This window comes from Embleya sp. NPDC020630 (assembly GCF_044334985.1).
In the GTDB taxonomy this organism is placed as follows: domain Bacteria; phylum Actinomycetota; class Actinomycetes; order Streptomycetales; family Streptomycetaceae; genus Embleya.
Genome location: NZ_JBIRUB010000017.1, coordinates 44,564 through 62,433 on the forward strand (window position 1 = coordinate 44,564; position 17,870 = coordinate 62,433).

Consider the following 17,870-nt stretch of genomic DNA (forward strand, 5'->3'; position numbering starts at 1 on the left):
GTCAGTGCTCGCCGGGCTTGGTGCCGACCGTGGAGATCAGCCGCCAACCCGTGGTGACCAGGTCCGGTTGGAGCACGATCTCCTGGAAGCGGTCCAGGAGTTCGTCGGCCACGCCCAACGCCGCGAGCTGGGGCCGCAGTTGCCGCGCATTGCAGGCGTACAGGCGGTGCGCCGGGCCCGGACCCGCGCAATCGGGCTCGGTACGCACGGCCCGGATCCCGGTCAGCCCCGCCTCGGCGAACGCCTCGTGCGTGGACGCAGCCCATTCGAGGTCGGCGCCCCGATTGCGCAGCACCGCCAGGATGCCCTCGACCACCTCGGTGAAGATCTTGGCGTCGGTCGAATCGGCGCAGTTCAGCACGCGCGGCGCGGTCGGGCAGAACCAGTCCTCCAGGACCAGTACGCCGCCCGGCTCCAGGGCCTCGACCAGGCGGGTCAGGATCTCCCGACGCTCGGGTATGTGCAGCAGCACCAGCCGGCCGTGGATGCCCAGGAACGGGCGCGGCGGCAGGGTGTCGGTGCGCAGGTCGAGCGGGAAGGTGTGGATGGGCGCGCCACCCGTCGGCGCCGACACCGAGCGTGCGGCCAGGTCGGTGGCGTGCACGGCGCCGGACGGGCCGATCCGGCGGGAGAGTTCGCGGGCGATGCTGCCCAGGCCGTACCCGATCTCCAGCCACTCCTGGCCGGTCGGGGTGTCGAGCGAGTCCAGCACCATTCGGGTGGTCGGGTCGAGCAGGCGTTGCAGGGTCTCCAGCTGGTAGGTGATGTCGTCGGCTTCGGCGAACGCGTACAAGACCGGCTCCTCGCGTGGGTGGAGTGGAGGGTGGGGGAGGACGGATCAGCCGCCCAGCACGGCCAGTTGCTCGACCGCGACATTGGCCCGCTTGGGGCCGTCGTTGCGCACCTCGAAGCGGTACCACTGCTGCACCGGCGAGTGGGTGGCCGGGTTCAGCTGCATCGCGCCGCGCGGGCTGTCGATCTGACCGACATTGCCCAGGGCGGTGTTCACCGCCTCGGGAGTGAGCGGCTTCTTCTGCGCGCGGACCGCGCCGATGGCGCTGTCCAGGGAGCGGGCGATGTCCCACGCGGCGACCGCGTAGATCGTCGGGCTGCGGTCGGGGTGGCGCTGCTGCCACGCGGCGACGAAGGCGCGGTTCGCCGGGTTGTCCAGATCCGCACCGTAGGTGGCGAACGTGGTGATGCCGGCGGCGGCGTCGGACTGGGCGTCGAGTTGGCGCCCCTCGGTCAGCGGACCACTCGCGTACAGCGGGAGTTTGGCCGCCTCGGACGCCCGGTACTGCTTCACGAAGTCGACCGCCGCGGTGCCGGCGTAGAAGGTGTAGACCGCCTTGGCGCCGCTCTGAGCGATCTTGTTCAGGTAGGGCAGGAAGTTCTGCGTGCCAGGGAACGGGGTGAACGTGGTCTTGCCGTCCGGATTGGCCAGCGTGCCACCGGCCTTGGTGAACGACTCCGTGAAGCCCTTGAGTTGGTCCCAGCCACCCTGGTAGTCCGGGCCGATCGCGTAGACCGGGCCGTTGACGTGCTCCTTGACCCAGGGTCCGGCGGCGGCGCCGGCCTCGTAGGACTGGGTGTTGAACGACCAGACGTGCGCGGTCAGTTTGGGGTCGGGGAACTCGGGACGACCGGCCACACCCATCAGCGCGGTGTTGTTGGCGGCGGCGATCGGCAGCACGCCGGCCACGCTGCCGCCGCTGACGATGCCGGTGATGGCCAACACGTTCTGCTGCTTGACCAGTTCGGTCGCGGCCGGCACGGCGGTCGGCGGTCCCGCGCCCTCGTCGCGCACCACGATGTCCGCCTTGAGGCCGCCGAGTTTGCCGCCGTGCGTGTCCCGGTACAGCTCGAGGCCGGCGCGGGTGTCCTCGCCGACCGCGGCGTAGGGGCCGGTGGCCGGGGTGAGCAGGCCGATCTTGGCCACCTCGTCGGCGGCCCTGCCCTTGTCGTTCCCGGCCGCGCTGCCCGAGCACGCGGACAGCACGAGGAGGAGCCCGGTGGCGAGGGCCACGGGAGTGCGAGTGGAGCGGATCCGTCTACGTATGGAGCTGCGCATGTCGGTCTCTCTCTCGGACTGGAAGAGCACGGACGGAAGGAGCGTGGACGGGGTGCCGCCGGAAGGCCGGGCGCCGACCGTCGTGGCGCGGACGGGATGCGCGAAACGGGGTACGCGAAACGGGGCGCGCGATACGGGTCGAACTCCCCTCGGGTCGGCGGCTCACCCGCGACGGCGCGGGACGCGGATCTCGGGGTGCGTCCCGGGACGTGCGGGAGCCACGCGGGGCGCGATGCGCCGGATCGGCCGGTGGGCCGGGCGCGCGAGTACGCCGGGCGACCCGGGCGGATGGCCGGATCGCCCGGTGGGGCAGCCGGGCCGTTCGGATCAGAAGACCCGGCTGGGGGCGGGCATACGCGCGGGCTGCGGCTGGAGGCCGCGGCCGCGCGCGAGCGGGGTCAGCGAGGGGCCGACCCGCTCCATCAACGCGTGCATCGCCCGGATCAGCTGACCGACGTCGGCGTTCCAGGTGGTCGCCACGATCAGCGCGGAGGGGTGGACCTGTCCGTCCGGGCCCGGAGCGGTGTTGCCCATGGTGAGCAGCAGGCCGTGCTCGGCCTGCGACATCAGCACACTGACCGGCCCCAGGCCCATCAGATCGGCGCTGTAGTCCTGCATGAGCAGGGCTCCGGGCGCGCTCGACGCGATCTTCTCGGCGTTCGCGAGCCATGCCGCCTGCGACGCCTCGTCGGGGCGTATTCGACCTGGCAGCGCGGCTTGGGCGACCAGCAGCGAGTCCCCGCTGGCGGCCACCGCGTGCAACACGTCGGGGGCGTGGTCGTGGACGAACTGGCGCATGAAGTCGTCGAGCACGCTCTGGTCGACGGCGGGCTCGGTCATGGGGATTCCTTGGGGGTCCGGGTGAAGGGCAGATCGCGGGCGCCGCGGCCGAAGGAGGCGGCGGCGGCGCTGGCCTGCGCGATGTCACGGGTGGGTGGGGCGCTACGACGGAACTGGGTCGGTTGGCCCGTGCGTCGCGCCCGCCGCGGCAGGCCCTGGGCGGTCAACTCGGGCGCGAGGTTGGCGGGGAGCGGGCCGCCGGAGATCGGGCCGGGCAGGTGCGGGTCGGCGCCGTTCGCGGCGTCGCCGAGCGCGTCGGCGGGGCCGGTGCCGTTGGCGGTGAGCGGGTACGGGCCGTTCGCGAAGGGGCTGTGGGCGTTCGGGCCGCTCGCGAACGGGCTGTGGCCGTTGGGGCCGCTCGCGAAGGGGCTGTGAGGGGCGCCTGTGTTCGGGCCGCTTCCGTTGGCGCCGACGGCGATGGCGGCGGGCGCGGGTCGCGGTGCGATCGGGCGGGCGCCATTGTCCACCCGGCGGCGGTGCCGGCCGACGGAGGCGATGATCGCGTGTGGCAGCACGATGTCGACGACCGTGCCGCCGTCGGTGCCGGGCCGCAGTTCGACGTCGATGGCCAGCGGGCGGGCCTGGAGCGCGACCACGGTCAGACCGGTCTGGCGCAGCGACGGCAGCGCATCCACGTCGGCCTTGAGCCGCCGGTTGAGCAGGTCCGGGTCGTGGTGGCCGACACCCTGGTCCAGGATCCGCACCAACACGCCCGCCTCGGTGCGCGCGGCGGTGATCTCCACCTGGTGCCGGCCGGAGAAGCGGGCCGCGTTGTCGACGATCTCGCCGATGATCTGGGTGACCGCGCCGACCGTGTCGCCGGCGAGGACGATCGAGGTCGGGATGCCCTTGAACGCGATGTCGGGCAGGCGTTCGTAGCTGGTCACCCGCTGGGCGCCGGCGCGGACCACCTCGTAGAGCGGGGTGTCCGGCCACAGCCGGTTCGGCGGTTGCCCACTGAGCACGGCGATCGAGTCGGCGAGCCGCTTGGTGCCCTCGTTGCCGTGGTCGACCTCGAAGACCGTACCCAGCTGATCGACGGTCAGATTGGACTCCTGGAGCCGGTCGAGCGCGCTGCTGACCCGGCTTGTCTGCACCCGGATGCGCCGGGCGACATCGCCGAGCGCGTCGTTGTACTCGCGCTGGGCCAGCACCAGCGAGGCGCTGTGCTCGACCGTGCTGTACGCGAGGGTGGTCAGCGCGCGGGCCAGGTCGGCGATCTCGTCTGCGCCGCGCTCGCGTTCGGGCTTGGCGCCGAGCATTTTGAGCGCGTACGTCCGACCCGTCTCGTGCGGCGCCAGCGCGTCGCGCCGACGCAGGTCGGCCTCGACGGCGGGCAGCGTCTCCTGCGTCATGACGGTGACCCGCTCGGCCAGGGTCCGCAGGCGCCGGTGCAGCAGTCGGCCGAGCCAGGCGGCGGCCGCGGCGGCGGCGAGCACCGCGGCGATCAGCACCGCGCCCTGAATGCCGGCCAGCCACCACCGGTGGTCGGACACGTCGGCCACCTCGCGGGCCACGTCGGCGTCGGCCTCCTGCTCCACCGACCAGACGCGGTCGGCCCGTTCGGCCAGTGCCGCGCGCCAGACCTCGGGCTCCAGGGGGCCGCGCGTGAGCGCGTCCTCGGTCTGCGCGACGCGGATCATCTCCGGACCGGACAACGATCGAGCCAGTTGTTCGCGCCACCTCGCCGGCGCGGTCACCGCGAACGCCTCCAGCGCCTGGTCGTGCGCGGCGCGCGCGGTGGAGGATGCCTTGAGGACCGGGCCGCCCAGCGGGTCGGCGCCCAACGAGCGCAGCACGGTGACCTGTTGCTGGCCGAGCGCGGCCCGGGCCTGGGCGAGCGCGGTGATCGCGCGCAGCCGGCCGGCGGTCTCGCCGGACACGCCGGGGTCGAGGGCGACCCGGGCGCGCAGGTCCACGGTGGTGCCGATCCACGCCCAATAGCGCACGGCCGCCGCCGAGGTGGCCACGCCGCGCTGGTCGACCTGCACGCGCAGACCCGGCAGGCCGCGCAGCGCGATGTCCACGGCGGCCAGCGCGTCGCGCTCGGCGGTGGAAGCGGGTTCCAGGCCGCGGCGGCGGTCCTGATAGCGGCGGATGGCGGTCTCGCTCGCGGCGATCGCGGTGCGGTAGTCGGCGCTGGTGATCGGTCCGGGGCCGCGCGAGAGCAGGGTGACCGCGGCGGCGCTCTCGGCCTGGAGCCGGCGGCCCACCTCGCCCGCGTCGGCGGAGACGCGGACCAGGTCGTGCGCGTGGTCGGCGGCCCGTGCCTGCTCGACCATGTCCAGGATCGCGGATCCGGCGAAGAAGACCATGCCCGCGGAGGGCACGACGACCATGAGCGTGATCAGCCCGCGGACCCGGGGCCGGATCCGGGCGGCGAATCGAATCCGCAGCTGAGGACGGGAGTTCGGGTCGACGGCAGGCGGTGACGCGAAGATCGTTCCGGTGGGCGGAGAGGGGTCGGGCGGTGCGTCGGCGGTCGGCTGTGCCGCGCTCGCCTCGGCCGCGCTCGCCTTGCGGGAGGGACGTAACCTCATCATCCGTGTTCGCCCCTCGTGCCCGATCGGGTGTGCGCGGGCGGGTTCGGCGTCGACGGGTGCCGCGGACCGGCGGTCGCGGTCACGGCTGCGGTCGCGGCCGGACGGCGGGCGGCGGACGTCGGGAGGAGCCGGTTCGGCCGGCCGGCGCGGGTCGCGTGAGCGACGTGAGCGGGACGGCGGAGTAATCGCAACACGGGTAGTGATCCCTGAACGATGGTCGGCGGGGGAGGACTTGCGACGAGCGGGGGCCCGCGGGCGGGCCGCCGGCGGAGAGTTGCGGCGGCGTCGACGCGGTGGGTTCCGGCGGCCGGTGGATCGTGGGCCGGTCCGGGACGGAGTGGTCCGGGATCGGCGGATCCGGTGGGGGTCTGCGCCCGGTGCGGGCCGATCGGGTCCCGATCGGCCGGTAGCGGCGCCTCCGCTTCCGGTTCGCGGACATTCCGGTCACCCGGTGCCGGGCCTCGACACGATCCGGACCGGTGTCCGGGAGGGCGGGTGTCCGTGAGCGGGTCATGGCCGCTCGGGGCGGATGCGGGTCCGGGGCATCAGGGCACGGGATGCGGCCGGCTCCCGCGAGACCAAGTGGAGTCCCATGTACGGGAGTTCGAGCCCAGGTGCGGCGCCCTCGGACAGTCGGCCCACCGCTCCGGGATCATTCGGTCGTGAGCTTTCGCCGCAAAAACGCCCATGAACGGATCACTCCTCGCAAGGGGGTGCGGGGTCGACCAGGAAACGCCCGATAGCGGCTGGGGCAACTGTTCGCATCGGTGCGCACACACACTGTCCCTGCGAATCCACCGGACGTCAAACGAAACTTGGGTCTCGTTGCACCCCTGTTGTCACCGTCACGTCACCCGTCGAGGTCGCCGACGTCCGGGGCGTGGGGCGGCCTCCGGCGGTATCGAACCGACCGGATGGCCGGGATGTCCGAGCCGATCCGCAGAACGAACGAAAGCCCGGTGAAAGGGGGTTGCCGGTCAATTGCACGGCGGCGCCGACCGACGGCGCGCGCCGGTAAGGGTGTTCGGCGCAGGCGCCCGACGGATGACGGATCGGGCGCCACCCGAAGCCGGTCCGTGCGCCGCTCCCGGGCGCGACGGCCCGGGAGCGGTGTCCGCCGTCCCGGAAGTCGGCGGCATCGGCAGCGTCGCCCGTTCGGCCCTCGGTGTCCACGCGGGTGCTGTGCCATTTTGTGACAGTTGCGGAGCCCGGCATTGTCGCTAGCGGGCCGGCCGCTCGAATCTGGTCTGGACCAATCTCCCGCATCCGTCCCCCAGGAGCGTCCGATGTCCCCAGTTCCGCACGCCGCCGTCGAATCGGCGAAACCCCATGTCCTCGGGCTGTTCCGAATCGTCATCGGATTGCTGTTCACCTGCCACGGCGCCGCGTCGTTGTTCGGCTTCCCGGACAGCGGGCGTGGCACCGTCCCCGCGGGCGAGTGGCCCGGCTGGTACGCGGCAGTCATTCAACTCGTCGGCGGAGGAATGGTGTTGCTCGGGTTGGGCACCCGCGCCGCCGCGTTCCTGTCCTCCGGCTCGATGGCCTACGCCTATTTCACCGAGCACCAGAAGGAGGACCTGTGGCCGCTGCAGAACGGCGGCGAACTCTCCGTGCTGTTCTGCTGGTCCCTGCTCCTGATCGTCGTCTTCGGAGCCGGCAGCTTCGCCCTCGACAACCTGTTCACCCGCAACACACCCCCCACCCCGGAGGCCGGAAACCCCGACTCCAAATCCAGGAGCCTCCAACCCACCAAGCCCAACACCTCAACGGGCCCCAACGAATCCGCCCCAGCGGTAGTCGCCTGACCCGCCCCCAGCCCACAAACAGCCGAACCGTCACCCGAGCCAAGCACCTGGGCGGGCACGTGAGCCAAGCAGCCGATCCGGCAGTCGAGCCCAAGCAGCCCGGTCGGCACCGAGCCAAATAGCCCGGCCGGCGCTTGAGGCCACCTAGCCGGGCCGGCGGAGGCCAAAGGCTGCCGCACGGCTCGGGTGCGTGTGAGGCCAAAAGCCCGGCCGGCGCTTGAGGCCAAAGGCCACCCCGCGGCCCGAGTGTGGGGACGATCAACCCGGACTGTCGCGACGGATGCGGGCCGCCAGCCACAGATCGAACCGATCGTCCCCACTCTCCACCCGCCGCCCGGCCACCCGCATCGCCTTGTCCACCCGATTGCGCACGGTGTGCCGATGCACGTCCAGCCGCCGACTCGTCTCGTCCCACGACCCACCCGTCTCCAGCCACACGGCCAGCGTCGCGACCAACTCGCCCCCGGGATCGGCCGCATCGATCGGCCCCAGCACGGCATCCGCGTAGCCCGCCAGCGTGCGCGCGTCCGCAAGCCCCAGCAGCAACCGGCTCGCGGTCCCGTGCCGGGCCTCCACCGGATGCCCCGCCGCCCGGCTGACCGCCAGCAGACTGCGGGCCTGGCGGATCGACGACCCGGCCGCGTCCGGCTCGACCGCCGGCCCGACGCCCGCCGGCCGCCCGGGCGCGAACCGGCCGAGGATCGCGTACACGTCCAGATCCGCCGCGAACACCGCCTCCACCGCCCCGCCCGTCACCCTGACCAGCCCGCCGGGCAACGCCAGAGCCAGATCGGCGGCCAGTTCAGCCGCGTCCGCCGCGTCCCCCACCGCCGGATCCCCGCCGTCCCCCGGCCCCACGTCCAGGCCCACCACCACCCCGCGCACCGACCCCGCCGCCAGCCCCGCCGCCGCCAGTACGTCCCGCGCCTGCTCGGCGGTGGTCCCCGGAGCGAGCAGCCGGCCCAACAACGCGGCCCGCCGGCGACGTACCGGCTCGTCGGCCAGATGCCGCCGCTCCAACTCCAGCGACAGCAGGGACACCAGCCCGGACACCAACAACCGAGCCGCCGACTCCACCGGCCCCGCCAGCACCAGCAGCCCGCGCAGCCGCCGGGCGCCCAACGGCTGCACCTCCACCCGCACCCCCTCGGCGTCGCTGCTGCTCCCGCTGCCGTGCAGCCCGCGCGCGGCCACCCGGCGGATCAGGTCGGTACTGGCGGCCAGCAACGCCACCGCGTCCGGTGAGCCGTCGGCCCCCGGCGCCTCGGGCGGGCCCGCCAGACTGTCCGCGACCAGCCGGCCCACCGGGTCGGCGACGATCGCGTCCACCCCGGTCGCCGCCCGCCAGGCCCGCAGCGTGGCCAGCACGCCATTGCCCGACGCCGCCGCGATGGTCAACCGGCGCTGCGCCTCGAAGGCGTGCTCCAGGGCCAACCGCTGCTGCGCCGCCCGGGCCGCGAAGACCGCCTTCGTGACCGCGATGAACGGCACCTCGTCCGGCACGGTGAGCAGCGGCAGCCCGGCATCCCCGGCGGCCCGGATCAGCGGCTCGGGCGCCTTCTGGTGGGGCAGCTCCCGACCCAGACCGAGGACCAGCGCGCAGGCACCCGCACCCGCGACATCGCGCACGTACGCGGCGCAGTCCCGATCGGTCATCGGCAGCAGCAGGCCGATCGTCATCAACAGCTCGCCGCCCTGGAGCCACTGCCCCGGGGTGAGCAGCTCGGACACATGCGCCGCCTCGACCCGGCGGTCCAGATGCTCGGCGCCCGACACCACGGCCAGGCGCAACTCGGGGAGGGCCACCAGGTCGGAAATGCGGATAATGCCGGGAAGGTCAGCCGAGTGCGATATGGGCATGGACATAGTGTCCACCCTCGCGAATCAGATTCGACATCATATCGATCGTTTACGGTTGTTAACCGGGCGTACCTTCAGGCGTCACCCACCGACCGTCGACCCCGACGCGTCGACCGCGCAGGACGCAGGACCGCAGGAGAGCCCATGGACGCCACCAGGCCATCACGCGCAGCCCCGGCCGCCGCCCGCTCCGCCACGGCTCCCGCGACGGCCGTACGGGCCGTGAGCACCCCCGACACCGCGTCCGTCGCAGGCCCCCGCCCCGGAGGTGTGGCGATCGAGAGCCGCTCGATCGACTACGTCCCCGCCCGGGAGCGGCACGGCAAGGTCTGGCACCAGGGCCCGTTCTGGTTCACCGGCAACTTCGTGCTGACCACGATGGTCACCGGCTTCATCGGCCCCGCCCTCGGCCTGGGCCTGGGCTGGTCGATCCTGGCGGTCGTGCTCGGCGCCTGCTTCGGCACCTTCTTCATGGCGTTCCACGCCAACCAGGGCCCGCGGATGGGCCTGCCGCAGATGATCCAGTCGCGCGCCCAGTTCGGCATCCGCGGCGCGATCGTGCCGTTCGTCGCGGTCGTGTTCGTCTACGTCGGCTTCAACGTCTTCAACGTGGTCCTGGCCACGCAGGGCCTACAGACCGTGTTGCCCGGCGGTTCGACGCTCTGGTACGCGGTACTGATCGCCATCGCGATCGTGCTCGCCGTGGTCGGCCACGACCTGCTGCACCTGGTCCAGCGCTGGCTGACGTACGTCCTGATCGCCGTGTTCGGCGTGCTCAGCATCGGCGCGATCGTCAACCTCGACGTCTCCACGCCCGCCGGCGGCGGCGGGATGTCCTGGACCGCGTTCCTGGTGGTTTTCTCCGGCGCGGCCGGCTACCAGATCAGCTACGCCGTCTACGTCTCCGACTACTCCCGCTACCTGCCCGCCGACGTGCCCGCACGCAAGGTGATCTGGTGGACGTACGCGGGCGCCGCGGGCTCTGCGGCCTGGCTGATGTCGCTGGGCGCGCTGCTCGCCTCGGCGCTGCCGGACCCGGACGCGATCGCGGCGGTGCGGCAGGTGGGCAACGACATCGTGCCGGGCTTCGGGACGTTCGCCGTGCTGGTGTCCGCACTCGCGTTGATCAGCATCATGGCGGTGAACGCCTACGGCGCGATGCTCACCACGACCAGCGCGCTCGACGCGTTCCGGCCGGTGCGGCCCACCGTGCGGGTGCGGGTGATCGGCATCGTGGCGATCGAGGCGATCGTCTTCGTGGTGGCGATCGTGCTGCCGGAGGACTATCTGGGCAGCTTCAACGACTTCATCCTCATGATGCTCTACGGCCTCATCCCGTGGACCGCGGTCAACCTCGTCGACTTCTACCTCGTCCGCCGCGGCCACTACGCGGTCACCTCGATCTTCGACCCGCGCGGCATCTACGGGCGCTGGTCCTGGCGCGGACTGACCGCCTACGCGGTCGGCTTCGCGGCGATGATCCCGTTCTTCAAGACCTCGTTCTTCACCGGCCCGGTGGCCGACGCGCTGGACGGCGCGGACCTGTCCTTCGTGGTCGGACTGCTGGTCGGCGGCGCGCTGTACGCCTGGCTGTGCCGCGACCTGGACCTGACCGCGGAGCGCGCCGCCGAGCGGGCGAGCGAGGCCGAACTCGAAGGCGCCGACGCGCCGTCGGGGGCCTGACATGAGCGACCGTACCGGCGACGCGACCGAGACCGTGGTGGCCTGCGCGCAAATCGCCCTGTCCGTCGGCGACGTCGAGGGCAATCGGCGCGCGGCGCTGGCCGCGATCGAACGGGCTGCCGCGGCCGGGGCCGATGTGATCGTCCTGCCCGAACTGACCAACAGCGGCTACGTGATGCGCGACGCCGCCGAGGCGGCCGGCTACGCCGAGCCGGTGGACGGGCCGACCGTGACCGGCTGGCACGAGGCGGCCCGGCGGCTCGGGGTGATCGTGGTCGGCGGGTTCGCCGAACGCGATGCCGACGGCGTGATCCGCAACTCGGCCGTCCTGGTCGACGCGAGCGGCGTCCGGGCGTGCTACCGCAAGGCGCACCTGTGGGGCCGCGAGGGCGAACTCTTCGTCCCCGGCGACGCGTTGCCGCCTGTGGTGCAGACCGACGCGGGCCGGATCGGGGTACTGGTCTGCTACGACGTCGAGTTCCCCGAATGGGTGCGCACCGCCACCCTGCGCGGCGCGGATCTGCTGTGCGCGCCGGTCAACTGGCCGTACGCGCCCCGGCCGGCGGGCGAACGGCCGGCGGAGGACGTCCGGGTCCAGGCGAACGCCGCGGTGAACCGGGTGTTCGTCGCCGCCTGCGACCGGGCCGGTCCCGAACGCGGCACCTCCTGGGTCGGCGGCTCGATCATCGTCGACCCGGACGGCTTCCCCCTCGCCGGCCCGCCGGCCGAGGACGCCGAACACCTGCTGCTCGCCCGCTGCCGACTCACCGAGGCCCGGGACAAGCGGATCGGCGCCCACAACGACGTATTCGCGGACCGACGGCCCGAGTTGTACGGGCCGGTTCTCGAACCGCCCCCGCTTCCCGCGTCGAACGCGAACTCGAACCCCGACTCGAACTCCGACTCCGACACCGACTCGGACCCGAACTCGAACTCGAACTCGAACGAGCACACCACCGAAAGGACCGAGCGATGACCGGCGCCCCCCAGGGACCCATCGACGCCACGCGCGTTCCGCGCTTCGCGGGCCCCGCCACCTTCGCGCGCCTGCCGCGCGCCGACGAGGTCGAGCGCGTCGATGTCGCCGTCGTGGGCGTGCCGTTCGACACCGGTGTCAGCTACCGGCCCGGCGCCCGCTTCGGTCCGGCGCACGTGCGCGCCTCCTCGAAGCTGCTGCGGCCGTACAACCCGGCGCTGGACGTGTCGCCGTTCGCCGAGTTGCAGGTCGCCGACGCGGGCGACATCGCGGTCAACCCGTTCGACATCGGCGCCGCGATCGCCACGCTCGAAGCCGCCGCCCGCGAGTTCGCCGCGAGCGGCACCCGTCTGCTCACCATCGGCGGCGACCACACCATCGCCCTGCCCCTGCTGCGCGCGGTCGCGGCCGAGCACGGGCCGGTCGCGGTGGTGCACTTCGACGCGCATCTGGACACGTGGGACACCTACTTCGGCGAGCCGTACACCCACGGCACGCCGTTCCGCCGCGCGTCGGAGGAGGGTCTGCTCGACCCGACCCGCTGCCTGCACGTGGGCATCCGCGGACCGCTGTACGGCCCCGACGACCTGCGCGAGGACGGCGTGCTCGGCTTCCAGGTCGTGCACAGCGACGACTACCAGGACGCCACGGTCGCGTCGGTGGTCGAGCGCATGCGGCGCCGGCTCGGCACCGGCCCGGTGTACGTCTCGGTCGACATCGACGTCCTGGACCCGGCGCACGCCCCCGGCACCGGCACCCCCGAGGCGGGCGGCCTGACCAGCCGCGAACTCCTCAACACCCTGCGCGGACTGGTCGGCCTGAACGTCGTCGGCGCGGACATCGTCGAGGTGGCCCCCGCCTACGACCACGCCGAACTCACCGGCATCGCCGCGGCCCACGTCGGCTACGAACTCCTGTCCGTCCTGGCCCGCAACCAACGCGACGGCATCCCGGCCTGACCATCCCCCCGAGCCCGTCTCGGCCGACCGCACGGGGGACGGTCGGCCGAGGCGTCCCCACCACCCCTTCGATCCGGTTTCGGCGGGCCCCGGCCAGGGGTTTCACGGTCGCGGGATATGTTCGTGGGCGGTCCGGGGCCTACGGGAAGAGGTGGCGCGGTAATGAAGTATGTGAAGCTCGGCAGCACCGGGTTGGACGTCTCGCGGATCTGTCTCGGGTGTATGAGCTACGGGGTGCCCGAGCGTGGCAGCCATCCGTGGACGTTGCCCGAGGACGCGGCTCGGCCGTTGATTCGGCGCGCCGTGGAGGCCGGGATCAACTTCTTCGACACGGCCAACATCTACTCCGACGGGACCAGCGAGGAGATCGTCGGGCGCGCGTTGGCGGACTTCGCGCGGCGGGACGAGATCGTGATCGCCACGAAGCTGAACGGGCGGATGCGGCCGGGGCCGAACGCGGCCGGGCTCTCCCGCAAGGCCGTGCTGACCGAGATCGACAACTCGCTGCGCCGACTGGGTACGGATTACGTGGACCTGTACCAGATCCACCGCTGGGACACCGCGACCCCCATCGAGGAGACGATGGAGGCGCTGCACGACGTGGTCAAGGCCGGCAAGGCCCGCTACATCGGCGCGTCCTCGATGTACGCGTGGCAGTTCGCCAAGGCCCAGTACACCGCCGAGCGGCACGGCTGGACCCGGTTCGTCTCCATGCAGAACCACCTCAACCTGCTCTACCGCGAGGAGGAGCGGGAGATGTTGCCGCTGTGCGCGGACCAGGGCGTCGGGGTGATCCCGTGGAGCCCGCTGGCCCGGGGGCGGCTGACCCGCGACTGGGGCGCGGACAGCGCCCGCAGCGAGACCGACGAGTTCGGCAAGACGCTGTACGGCGAGGCGGATCGCCCGATCGTCGAGGCGGTGGCCGAGATCGCCGAGGAGCGTGGGGTATCGCGAGCCCAGGTCGCGCTGGCGTGGATCGCGAGCCGACCCGGGGTGACCGCGCCGATCGTCGGCGCCGGGAAGCCGGTACACGTCGACGACGCCGTCGCGGCCCTGTCGCTGACCCTCACGGCGGCCGAGGTGGACCGGCTGGAACGCCCGTACACGCCCCGGCCGGTGGCGGGATTCGCCTGATCCCGGTCGGCGACTCGCCCGGTGACGCGGAGGTCGACGGAGCGTCGGCCGCGCGCGCGTACACTGCGCGCAGCCGATGCCTCGGTGGGTGTTCGGGGCGGCGCCGCCGAGATCGGCGTGTTTGCCGGGTCGGTGTCGATCCGGGCGGAAGAGGGCGTGGATGGCGGTGGAACTCGGTCGCGACGCGCGCCGGGAGGTGTTCCTGTGGGGGCCGCCGGCAGCGATCGCGGTGCTGATCGCGGTACTTGCGGCGTGCAGTCGGGAATGGCTGCTGAGCGCGCTGATGGCGGGGGCCGCGGGTGGTGTCGCCTTCGGGTTCCACGTCCGGATCCGGCCCCGGCCTCGGCGGTAGTCCCGCGGCGGCGGGTACAAGATCACCGTCGGTGGGGTAACAGTCGCGGAACGGAGTGGCGATGTGACTGATTATCCGAGCGGTTGGCGGATAGCCTCCGGGGCATAGGCGGGGATCCGCGGATGTCATCGGTGTGGACGGTAGGGACCGCTGTGGCGCCGAGGATGAGTCGGTCGGGGGGCAACTGTGTCCGAGGAGTGGTGGGTTCCGTCGAACGACGAGACGGAGATGGAGACTTCACCCGAGTGGGGACCCGGGGGAGTCGATATGGGGGTACCCAGTGTCGCGCGGGTCTACGACGCGATCCTGGGCGGCAAGGATCATTTCGCGATCGACCGGGTGATCGCCGACAAGGCGATGGCCGTGATGCCCAACGCCCGTACGGGGGCTCGGGTGAATCGGGCGATCCTGGAGCGCGGTGTGCGCTATATGGCCCGGGAGGGCATCGATCAATTCCTCGACCTCGGGTCGGGATTACCCACCGCGCGCAATACCCACGAGGTGGCGCAGCAGGAGAATCCGCGCGCCCGGGTCGTCTATGTGGACAACGATCCGATCGTGCTCGCGCACGGCCGCGCGTTGTTGGCCGAGAACGATCGCACCCGGGTGGTGAACGCCGACGTGCGGGACGCCCGGGACGTGCTCACCCGGCCGGAGATCACCGAACTCCTGGATCTGAAGCGGCCGTTGGGGTTGCTCATGGTCGCGGTGCTGCACCATCTCGCGGACGCGGACGATCCGGCGGGGCTGGTGCGCGCCTACCGCGAGGCCCTGGCCCCGGGCAGCTACCTGTTCATCACCCACTTCTGCGATTCCACGCCGGAGGGGCGGGAGTTGGAGCACCTGGTCCTGTCCACCCTCGGTAGTGGCCGCTTCCGCAGTCGAGCGACCATAGAGGGCTACTTCGCGGGTACCGAACCGGTCGAGCCGGGTGTGGTGCTGCTGCCGTACTGGCGTCCCGACACCCCGGTGACGGACGAATCCGCCTACGCGGGGCTGACCATGATCGGCGGCCTGGGCCGCGTCCCGGAGGTGTGAGGGTCGGCCCGGAGGCGGCCGTACCGCCGCCCGGTGGTCCCGGACGGCGGCACGGTCGATGCGTGATGCGTGATGCGTGATGCGTGATGCGTGATGCGTGGGGCTTGGCGCCGAAGTCGGCCCCGTGTGGCGCTACTTGAGGCCGTTGTCGATCGCGGTCATCAGCGCTCCGTTGGGGGTGTCACCGGACATCTCCCAGATCATCGCGCCGAGTAGGTGTTTGGATTTCAGGTAGGCCGTCTTCTGGCCGATCGACCAGGCGTCGTCGAAGGTCCACCACTGTCCGCCGGCTCCGGTGTAGCCGTAGGTCGAGACGGATTGCGCGTCGTGATAGACGGTCAGATTCGGCACGCTGCTCAGCAGGTTCTGGTAGCCGCGGGTGCCGGCCTCCTCGGCAAACTGGCCCGGTGCGGCGCCGTTCGCGGACTGCCACTCGCCGTGTACCCCGCCGTCGGCCACCGCCTGCCAGCCCCTTCCGTAGAACGGGAAGCCGATGGTCAGCTTGCGTGGATTCACGCCGGCGTCGGTGTAGATCTTCACCGCGTCGTCGACGCTGAAGTGGGTCGGGTACGGGTCCTGCGTGTCGGTGTAGAGGTTGGCCTGGTGGCCTGCGCGGTTGGGCTCCCACGAGTTGTCGCTGCCGGCGCCGTGGAAGTCGTAGCCCTGGATGTTGGCCACGTCCAGGGAGTCGAAGATCTTCGACAGGTCCCAGCCCTGGTTCACCTTGACCGGGTCGGCCGGGGTGAACGCGGTGAGCAGCTTGCGCTGTCCGCCGGTGGCGTCGAGCTGCTTGCGGAACTCGGCGAGCAGCAGGGTCAGGTTCTGCTTGTCGTTGACGTTGTAGTGGTTGCCGGCGTGCCCGTCGGGCGAGCCGGGCCACTCCCAGTCGATGTCGATGCCGTCGAACACGCCCGCGCCGGTACCCGGGCCGCCGGCGCCGTTGTAGACCGGCAGGTCACCCTTGATCCAGGTGTCCACGCAGGACTTGACGAACTTCTGCCGGGACGCCTCGGTGGCCGCCGCGTCGGAGAAGAACTTCGAGTAGGTCCAGCCGCCGAGCGAGACCACCACCTTCAGGTGCGGGTACTTGGCCTTGAGCAGCTTGATCTGGTTGAAGTTGCCGCGCAGCTTGGCCCATCCGTCGTCGGCGACCCCGTTCACCGACTGCGAGGCCGACATCGGCCGGGCGTAGTCGGCGTCCGCGTCGCCCGCGCCGGTGCCCTGGTCGGGGTCCTGCGGGTTGGCGGTGGTGCCCTTGGTGACGCCGGCCATGCAGGTCAGGTTGACCGGATCGATGTTCTCGAAGGCGTAGTTGATCACGTCCAGCTTGGCGGCCGAGCCGGAGGTGTCCAGGTTCTTCACGAAGTACTGGCGGCCGTAGATGCCCCACTGGACGAAGTAGCCGACGCGCAGGTTCTTGCCGGCGCCGGCGATGTCGTCGGTGGTCACGTCCACCGCGTTGGAGGCCGGCGAGGAGTTGTCCGCCGCGTCCCGGGCCTTGACCGTGAAGGTGTAGGCGGTGGCGGGGGACAGGCCGTCGACGGTGGCCGCGGTGGCGGTGCCGGCGACGGTGGTGGCCAGGGTGCCGTTGCGATAGACGTCGTACGCGGCCACGCCGACGTTGTCCGTCGACGCGTTCCAGGCCAGGGCGACGGTGGCGGACGTCTTGCCGGTACTGCGCAGCGTGCCCGGCGCGGTCGGCGGGGTCGGGTCGCTCGCCGGGTCGACGGTGGTCACCGTCACCGGTGCGCTCGCCGGGCCCAGGTTGCCGCGCTTGTCCTTGGCCCGGACCGCGTAGGTGTACGAGGTGGCCGGGGTCAGATTGGTCAACGTGGCGGTGGTGGCCGTGGTGGTGGCGACGGTGGTGCCGCCGGAGGTCACCTCGTAGCCGGTCACCGGGTAGTCGCCGCCGGCCGCCGGGGTCCAGGCGAGCGAGATGGAGTGCGCGGTGATGGTGGTGGTGTGCGGTGTGCCGGGTGCGGTGGGCGGGACGTCGGGGGTGCCGTCGCACTTGTCGCCGTTGACGGTGCAGTGGGTGGGCGTGCCGGCGGGGCCGTTGCCGACGAACCAGTAGCTGAACGGGTCGGTGCTGCCGCCGGCGGCGATGGTGCCGTTGTAGTAGGCGTTCTTGACCGAGACGTGGCTGCCGGTGACGGTGGCGTCGCCGTAGTAGTTGCCGTTGATGGTGACCCCGGGCGGCAGGTCGAACTCGAGTTGCCAGCCGGTGACGGCGGCGGTGCCGCCGTTGTGTACGACGTAAGTGCCCTTCCACCACGAGCCGTTGTCCTGGACGGAGAACGTCGCGGTGAGCTTGCCGGCTGCCTGCGCGGCGCCGGCGTTGAGACCGGTGAGTACGGCCAGGGGCAGGGCCAGGACGGCGATCAGGACGGCCGCGCGGCTGCGCAGGCTGTTGCGGAATCTGCCGCGGACTGTGCGTGGGTGTGGGGACATGGCTCTCTCCCTGCGTGCGTGGAACAGGGCTGTGCGGAACCGTGCACGTGCGCGCCTCACCGGGGTGACCGCGCGACGGGGACGTCGGTCGCGGTCGAGAAGCGGTCGCCGGCGAAATTGGTCTGGACCAAAACGCCTCTAGGACGGTAAGTGGTCTG

13 protein-coding genes are annotated in these 17,870 nt (G+C 71.9%); 7 read left to right on the top strand and 6 right to left on the bottom strand.

Translation table 11 applies throughout. The features are described from left to right. Window position 1: 1 nt before the first annotated feature. The 4 genes from ACH4XV_RS37395 to ACH4XV_RS37410 all read right to left on the bottom strand — a co-directional run bounded on the left by ACH4XV_RS37395 (window position 2) and on the right by ACH4XV_RS37410 (window position 5,454). Window positions 2-793, bottom strand: coding sequence for a class I SAM-dependent methyltransferase (locus ACH4XV_RS37395; RefSeq protein ID WP_395797142.1), 792 nt, complete (start codon window positions 791-793; stop codon window positions 2-4). 45 nt (window positions 794-838) lie between these two features. Beyond that, entirely contained in the window at window positions 839-2,071 is a 1,233-nt protein-coding gene (locus ACH4XV_RS37400) for an ABC transporter substrate-binding protein (RefSeq protein ID WP_395797144.1), read from the bottom strand. Between the two features lie 327 nt (window positions 2,072-2,398). Next, window positions 2,399-2,911 (bottom strand): hypothetical protein, encoded by a 513-nt coding sequence (locus tag ACH4XV_RS37405; protein ID WP_395797145.1) that lies wholly within the window; start codon window positions 2,909-2,911, stop codon window positions 2,399-2,401. Next, window positions 2,908-5,454, bottom strand: a complete 2,547-nt coding sequence (locus ACH4XV_RS37410) for an ATP-binding protein (RefSeq protein ID WP_395797147.1) — start codon at window positions 5,452-5,454, stop codon at window positions 2,908-2,910. The genes ACH4XV_RS37405 and ACH4XV_RS37410 overlap by 4 nt, the downstream gene beginning before the upstream one ends. A 1,286-nt stretch (window positions 5,455-6,740) precedes the next feature. On the opposite strand from ACH4XV_RS37410, the gene ACH4XV_RS37415 reads away from it, so the two are divergent. Beyond that, window positions 6,741-7,259, top strand: coding sequence for a DoxX family protein (locus tag ACH4XV_RS37415; protein WP_395797149.1), 519 nt, complete (start codon window positions 6,741-6,743; stop codon window positions 7,257-7,259). 258 nt (window positions 7,260-7,517) lie between these two features. On the opposite strand, the gene ACH4XV_RS37420 is transcribed toward ACH4XV_RS37415, so the two are convergent. Then, window positions 7,518-9,119, bottom strand: coding sequence for a PucR family transcriptional regulator (locus ACH4XV_RS37420; RefSeq protein ID WP_395797151.1), 1,602 nt, complete (start codon window positions 9,117-9,119; stop codon window positions 7,518-7,520). A 144-nt stretch (window positions 9,120-9,263) separates the two neighbouring features. Between ACH4XV_RS37420 and ACH4XV_RS37425 the strand changes: the two genes are divergently transcribed. The 6 genes from ACH4XV_RS37425 to ACH4XV_RS37450 all read left to right on the top strand — a co-directional run bounded on the left by ACH4XV_RS37425 (window position 9,264) and on the right by ACH4XV_RS37450 (window position 15,261). Next, window positions 9,264-10,802, top strand: a complete 1,539-nt coding sequence (locus ACH4XV_RS37425; RefSeq protein WP_395797153.1) for a purine-cytosine permease family protein — start codon at window positions 9,264-9,266, stop codon at window positions 10,800-10,802. Window position 10,803: 1 nt separating this feature from the next. Continuing rightward, complete coding sequence (locus ACH4XV_RS37430; protein ID WP_395797155.1) at window positions 10,804-11,778, top strand: nitrilase-related carbon-nitrogen hydrolase; 975 nt, start codon at window positions 10,804-10,806, stop codon at window positions 11,776-11,778. Further along, window positions 11,775-12,737, top strand: a complete 963-nt coding sequence (gene speB / locus ACH4XV_RS37435) for an agmatinase (RefSeq protein WP_380032544.1) — start codon at window positions 11,775-11,777, stop codon at window positions 12,735-12,737. Before ACH4XV_RS37430 ends, speB begins: the two co-directional genes overlap by 4 nt. 162 nt (window positions 12,738-12,899) lie before the next feature. Then, a complete protein-coding gene (locus tag ACH4XV_RS37440; RefSeq protein ID WP_395797157.1) occupies window positions 12,900-13,871 on the top strand; it encodes an aldo/keto reductase in 972 nt (323 codons plus the stop codon). A 160-nt stretch (window positions 13,872-14,031) separates the two neighbouring features. Further along, on the top strand, window positions 14,032-14,223 hold the full coding sequence (locus tag ACH4XV_RS37445) for a hypothetical protein (protein WP_395797159.1): 192 nt from the start codon (window positions 14,032-14,034) through the stop codon (window positions 14,221-14,223). Window positions 14,224-14,451: 228 nt separating this feature from the next. Beyond that, window positions 14,452-15,261, top strand: coding sequence for an SAM-dependent methyltransferase (locus tag ACH4XV_RS37450; protein ID WP_395797161.1), 810 nt, complete (start codon window positions 14,452-14,454; stop codon window positions 15,259-15,261). A 132-nt stretch (window positions 15,262-15,393) separates the two neighbouring features. On the opposite strand, the gene ACH4XV_RS37455 is transcribed toward ACH4XV_RS37450, so the two are convergent. Further along, a complete protein-coding gene (locus ACH4XV_RS37455) occupies window positions 15,394-17,712 on the bottom strand; it encodes a glycosyl hydrolase family 18 protein (protein WP_395797163.1) in 2,319 nt (772 codons plus the stop codon). Window positions 17,713-17,870: the final 158 nt, after the last annotated feature.

Excerpts from the sequence above, each read along its gene's own strand:
- ACH4XV_RS37400 (WP_395797144.1), bottom strand. The coding sequence starts at position 2,071 with ATGCGCAGCTCCATACGTAGACGGATCCGCTCCACTCGCACTCCCGTG.
- ACH4XV_RS37405 (WP_395797145.1), bottom strand. The coding sequence starts at position 2,911 with ATGACCGAGCCCGCCGTCGACCAGAGCGTGCTCGACGACTTCATGCGC.
- ACH4XV_RS37410 (WP_395797147.1), bottom strand. The coding sequence starts at position 5,454 with ATGATGAGGTTACGTCCCTCCCGCAAGGCGAGCGCGGCCGAGGCGAGC.
- ACH4XV_RS37415 (WP_395797149.1), top strand. The coding sequence starts at position 6,741 with ATGTCCCCAGTTCCGCACGCCGCCGTCGAATCGGCGAAACCCCATGTC.
- ACH4XV_RS37420 (WP_395797151.1), bottom strand. The coding sequence starts at position 9,119 with ATGCCCATATCGCACTCGGCTGACCTTCCCGGCATTATCCGCATTTCC.
- ACH4XV_RS37425 (WP_395797153.1), top strand. The coding sequence starts at position 9,264 with ATGGACGCCACCAGGCCATCACGCGCAGCCCCGGCCGCCGCCCGCTCC.
- ACH4XV_RS37430 (WP_395797155.1), top strand. The coding sequence starts at position 10,804 with ATGAGCGACCGTACCGGCGACGCGACCGAGACCGTGGTGGCCTGCGCG.
- speB (WP_380032544.1), top strand. The coding sequence starts at position 11,775 with ATGACCGGCGCCCCCCAGGGACCCATCGACGCCACGCGCGTTCCGCGC.
- ACH4XV_RS37440 (WP_395797157.1), top strand. The coding sequence starts at position 12,900 with ATGAAGTATGTGAAGCTCGGCAGCACCGGGTTGGACGTCTCGCGGATC.
- ACH4XV_RS37445 (WP_395797159.1), top strand. The coding sequence starts at position 14,032 with ATGGCGGTGGAACTCGGTCGCGACGCGCGCCGGGAGGTGTTCCTGTGG.
- ACH4XV_RS37450 (WP_395797161.1), top strand. The coding sequence starts at position 14,452 with ATGGAGACTTCACCCGAGTGGGGACCCGGGGGAGTCGATATGGGGGTA.
- ACH4XV_RS37455 (WP_395797163.1), bottom strand. The coding sequence starts at position 17,712 with ATGTCCCCACACCCACGCACAGTCCGCGGCAGATTCCGCAACAGCCTG.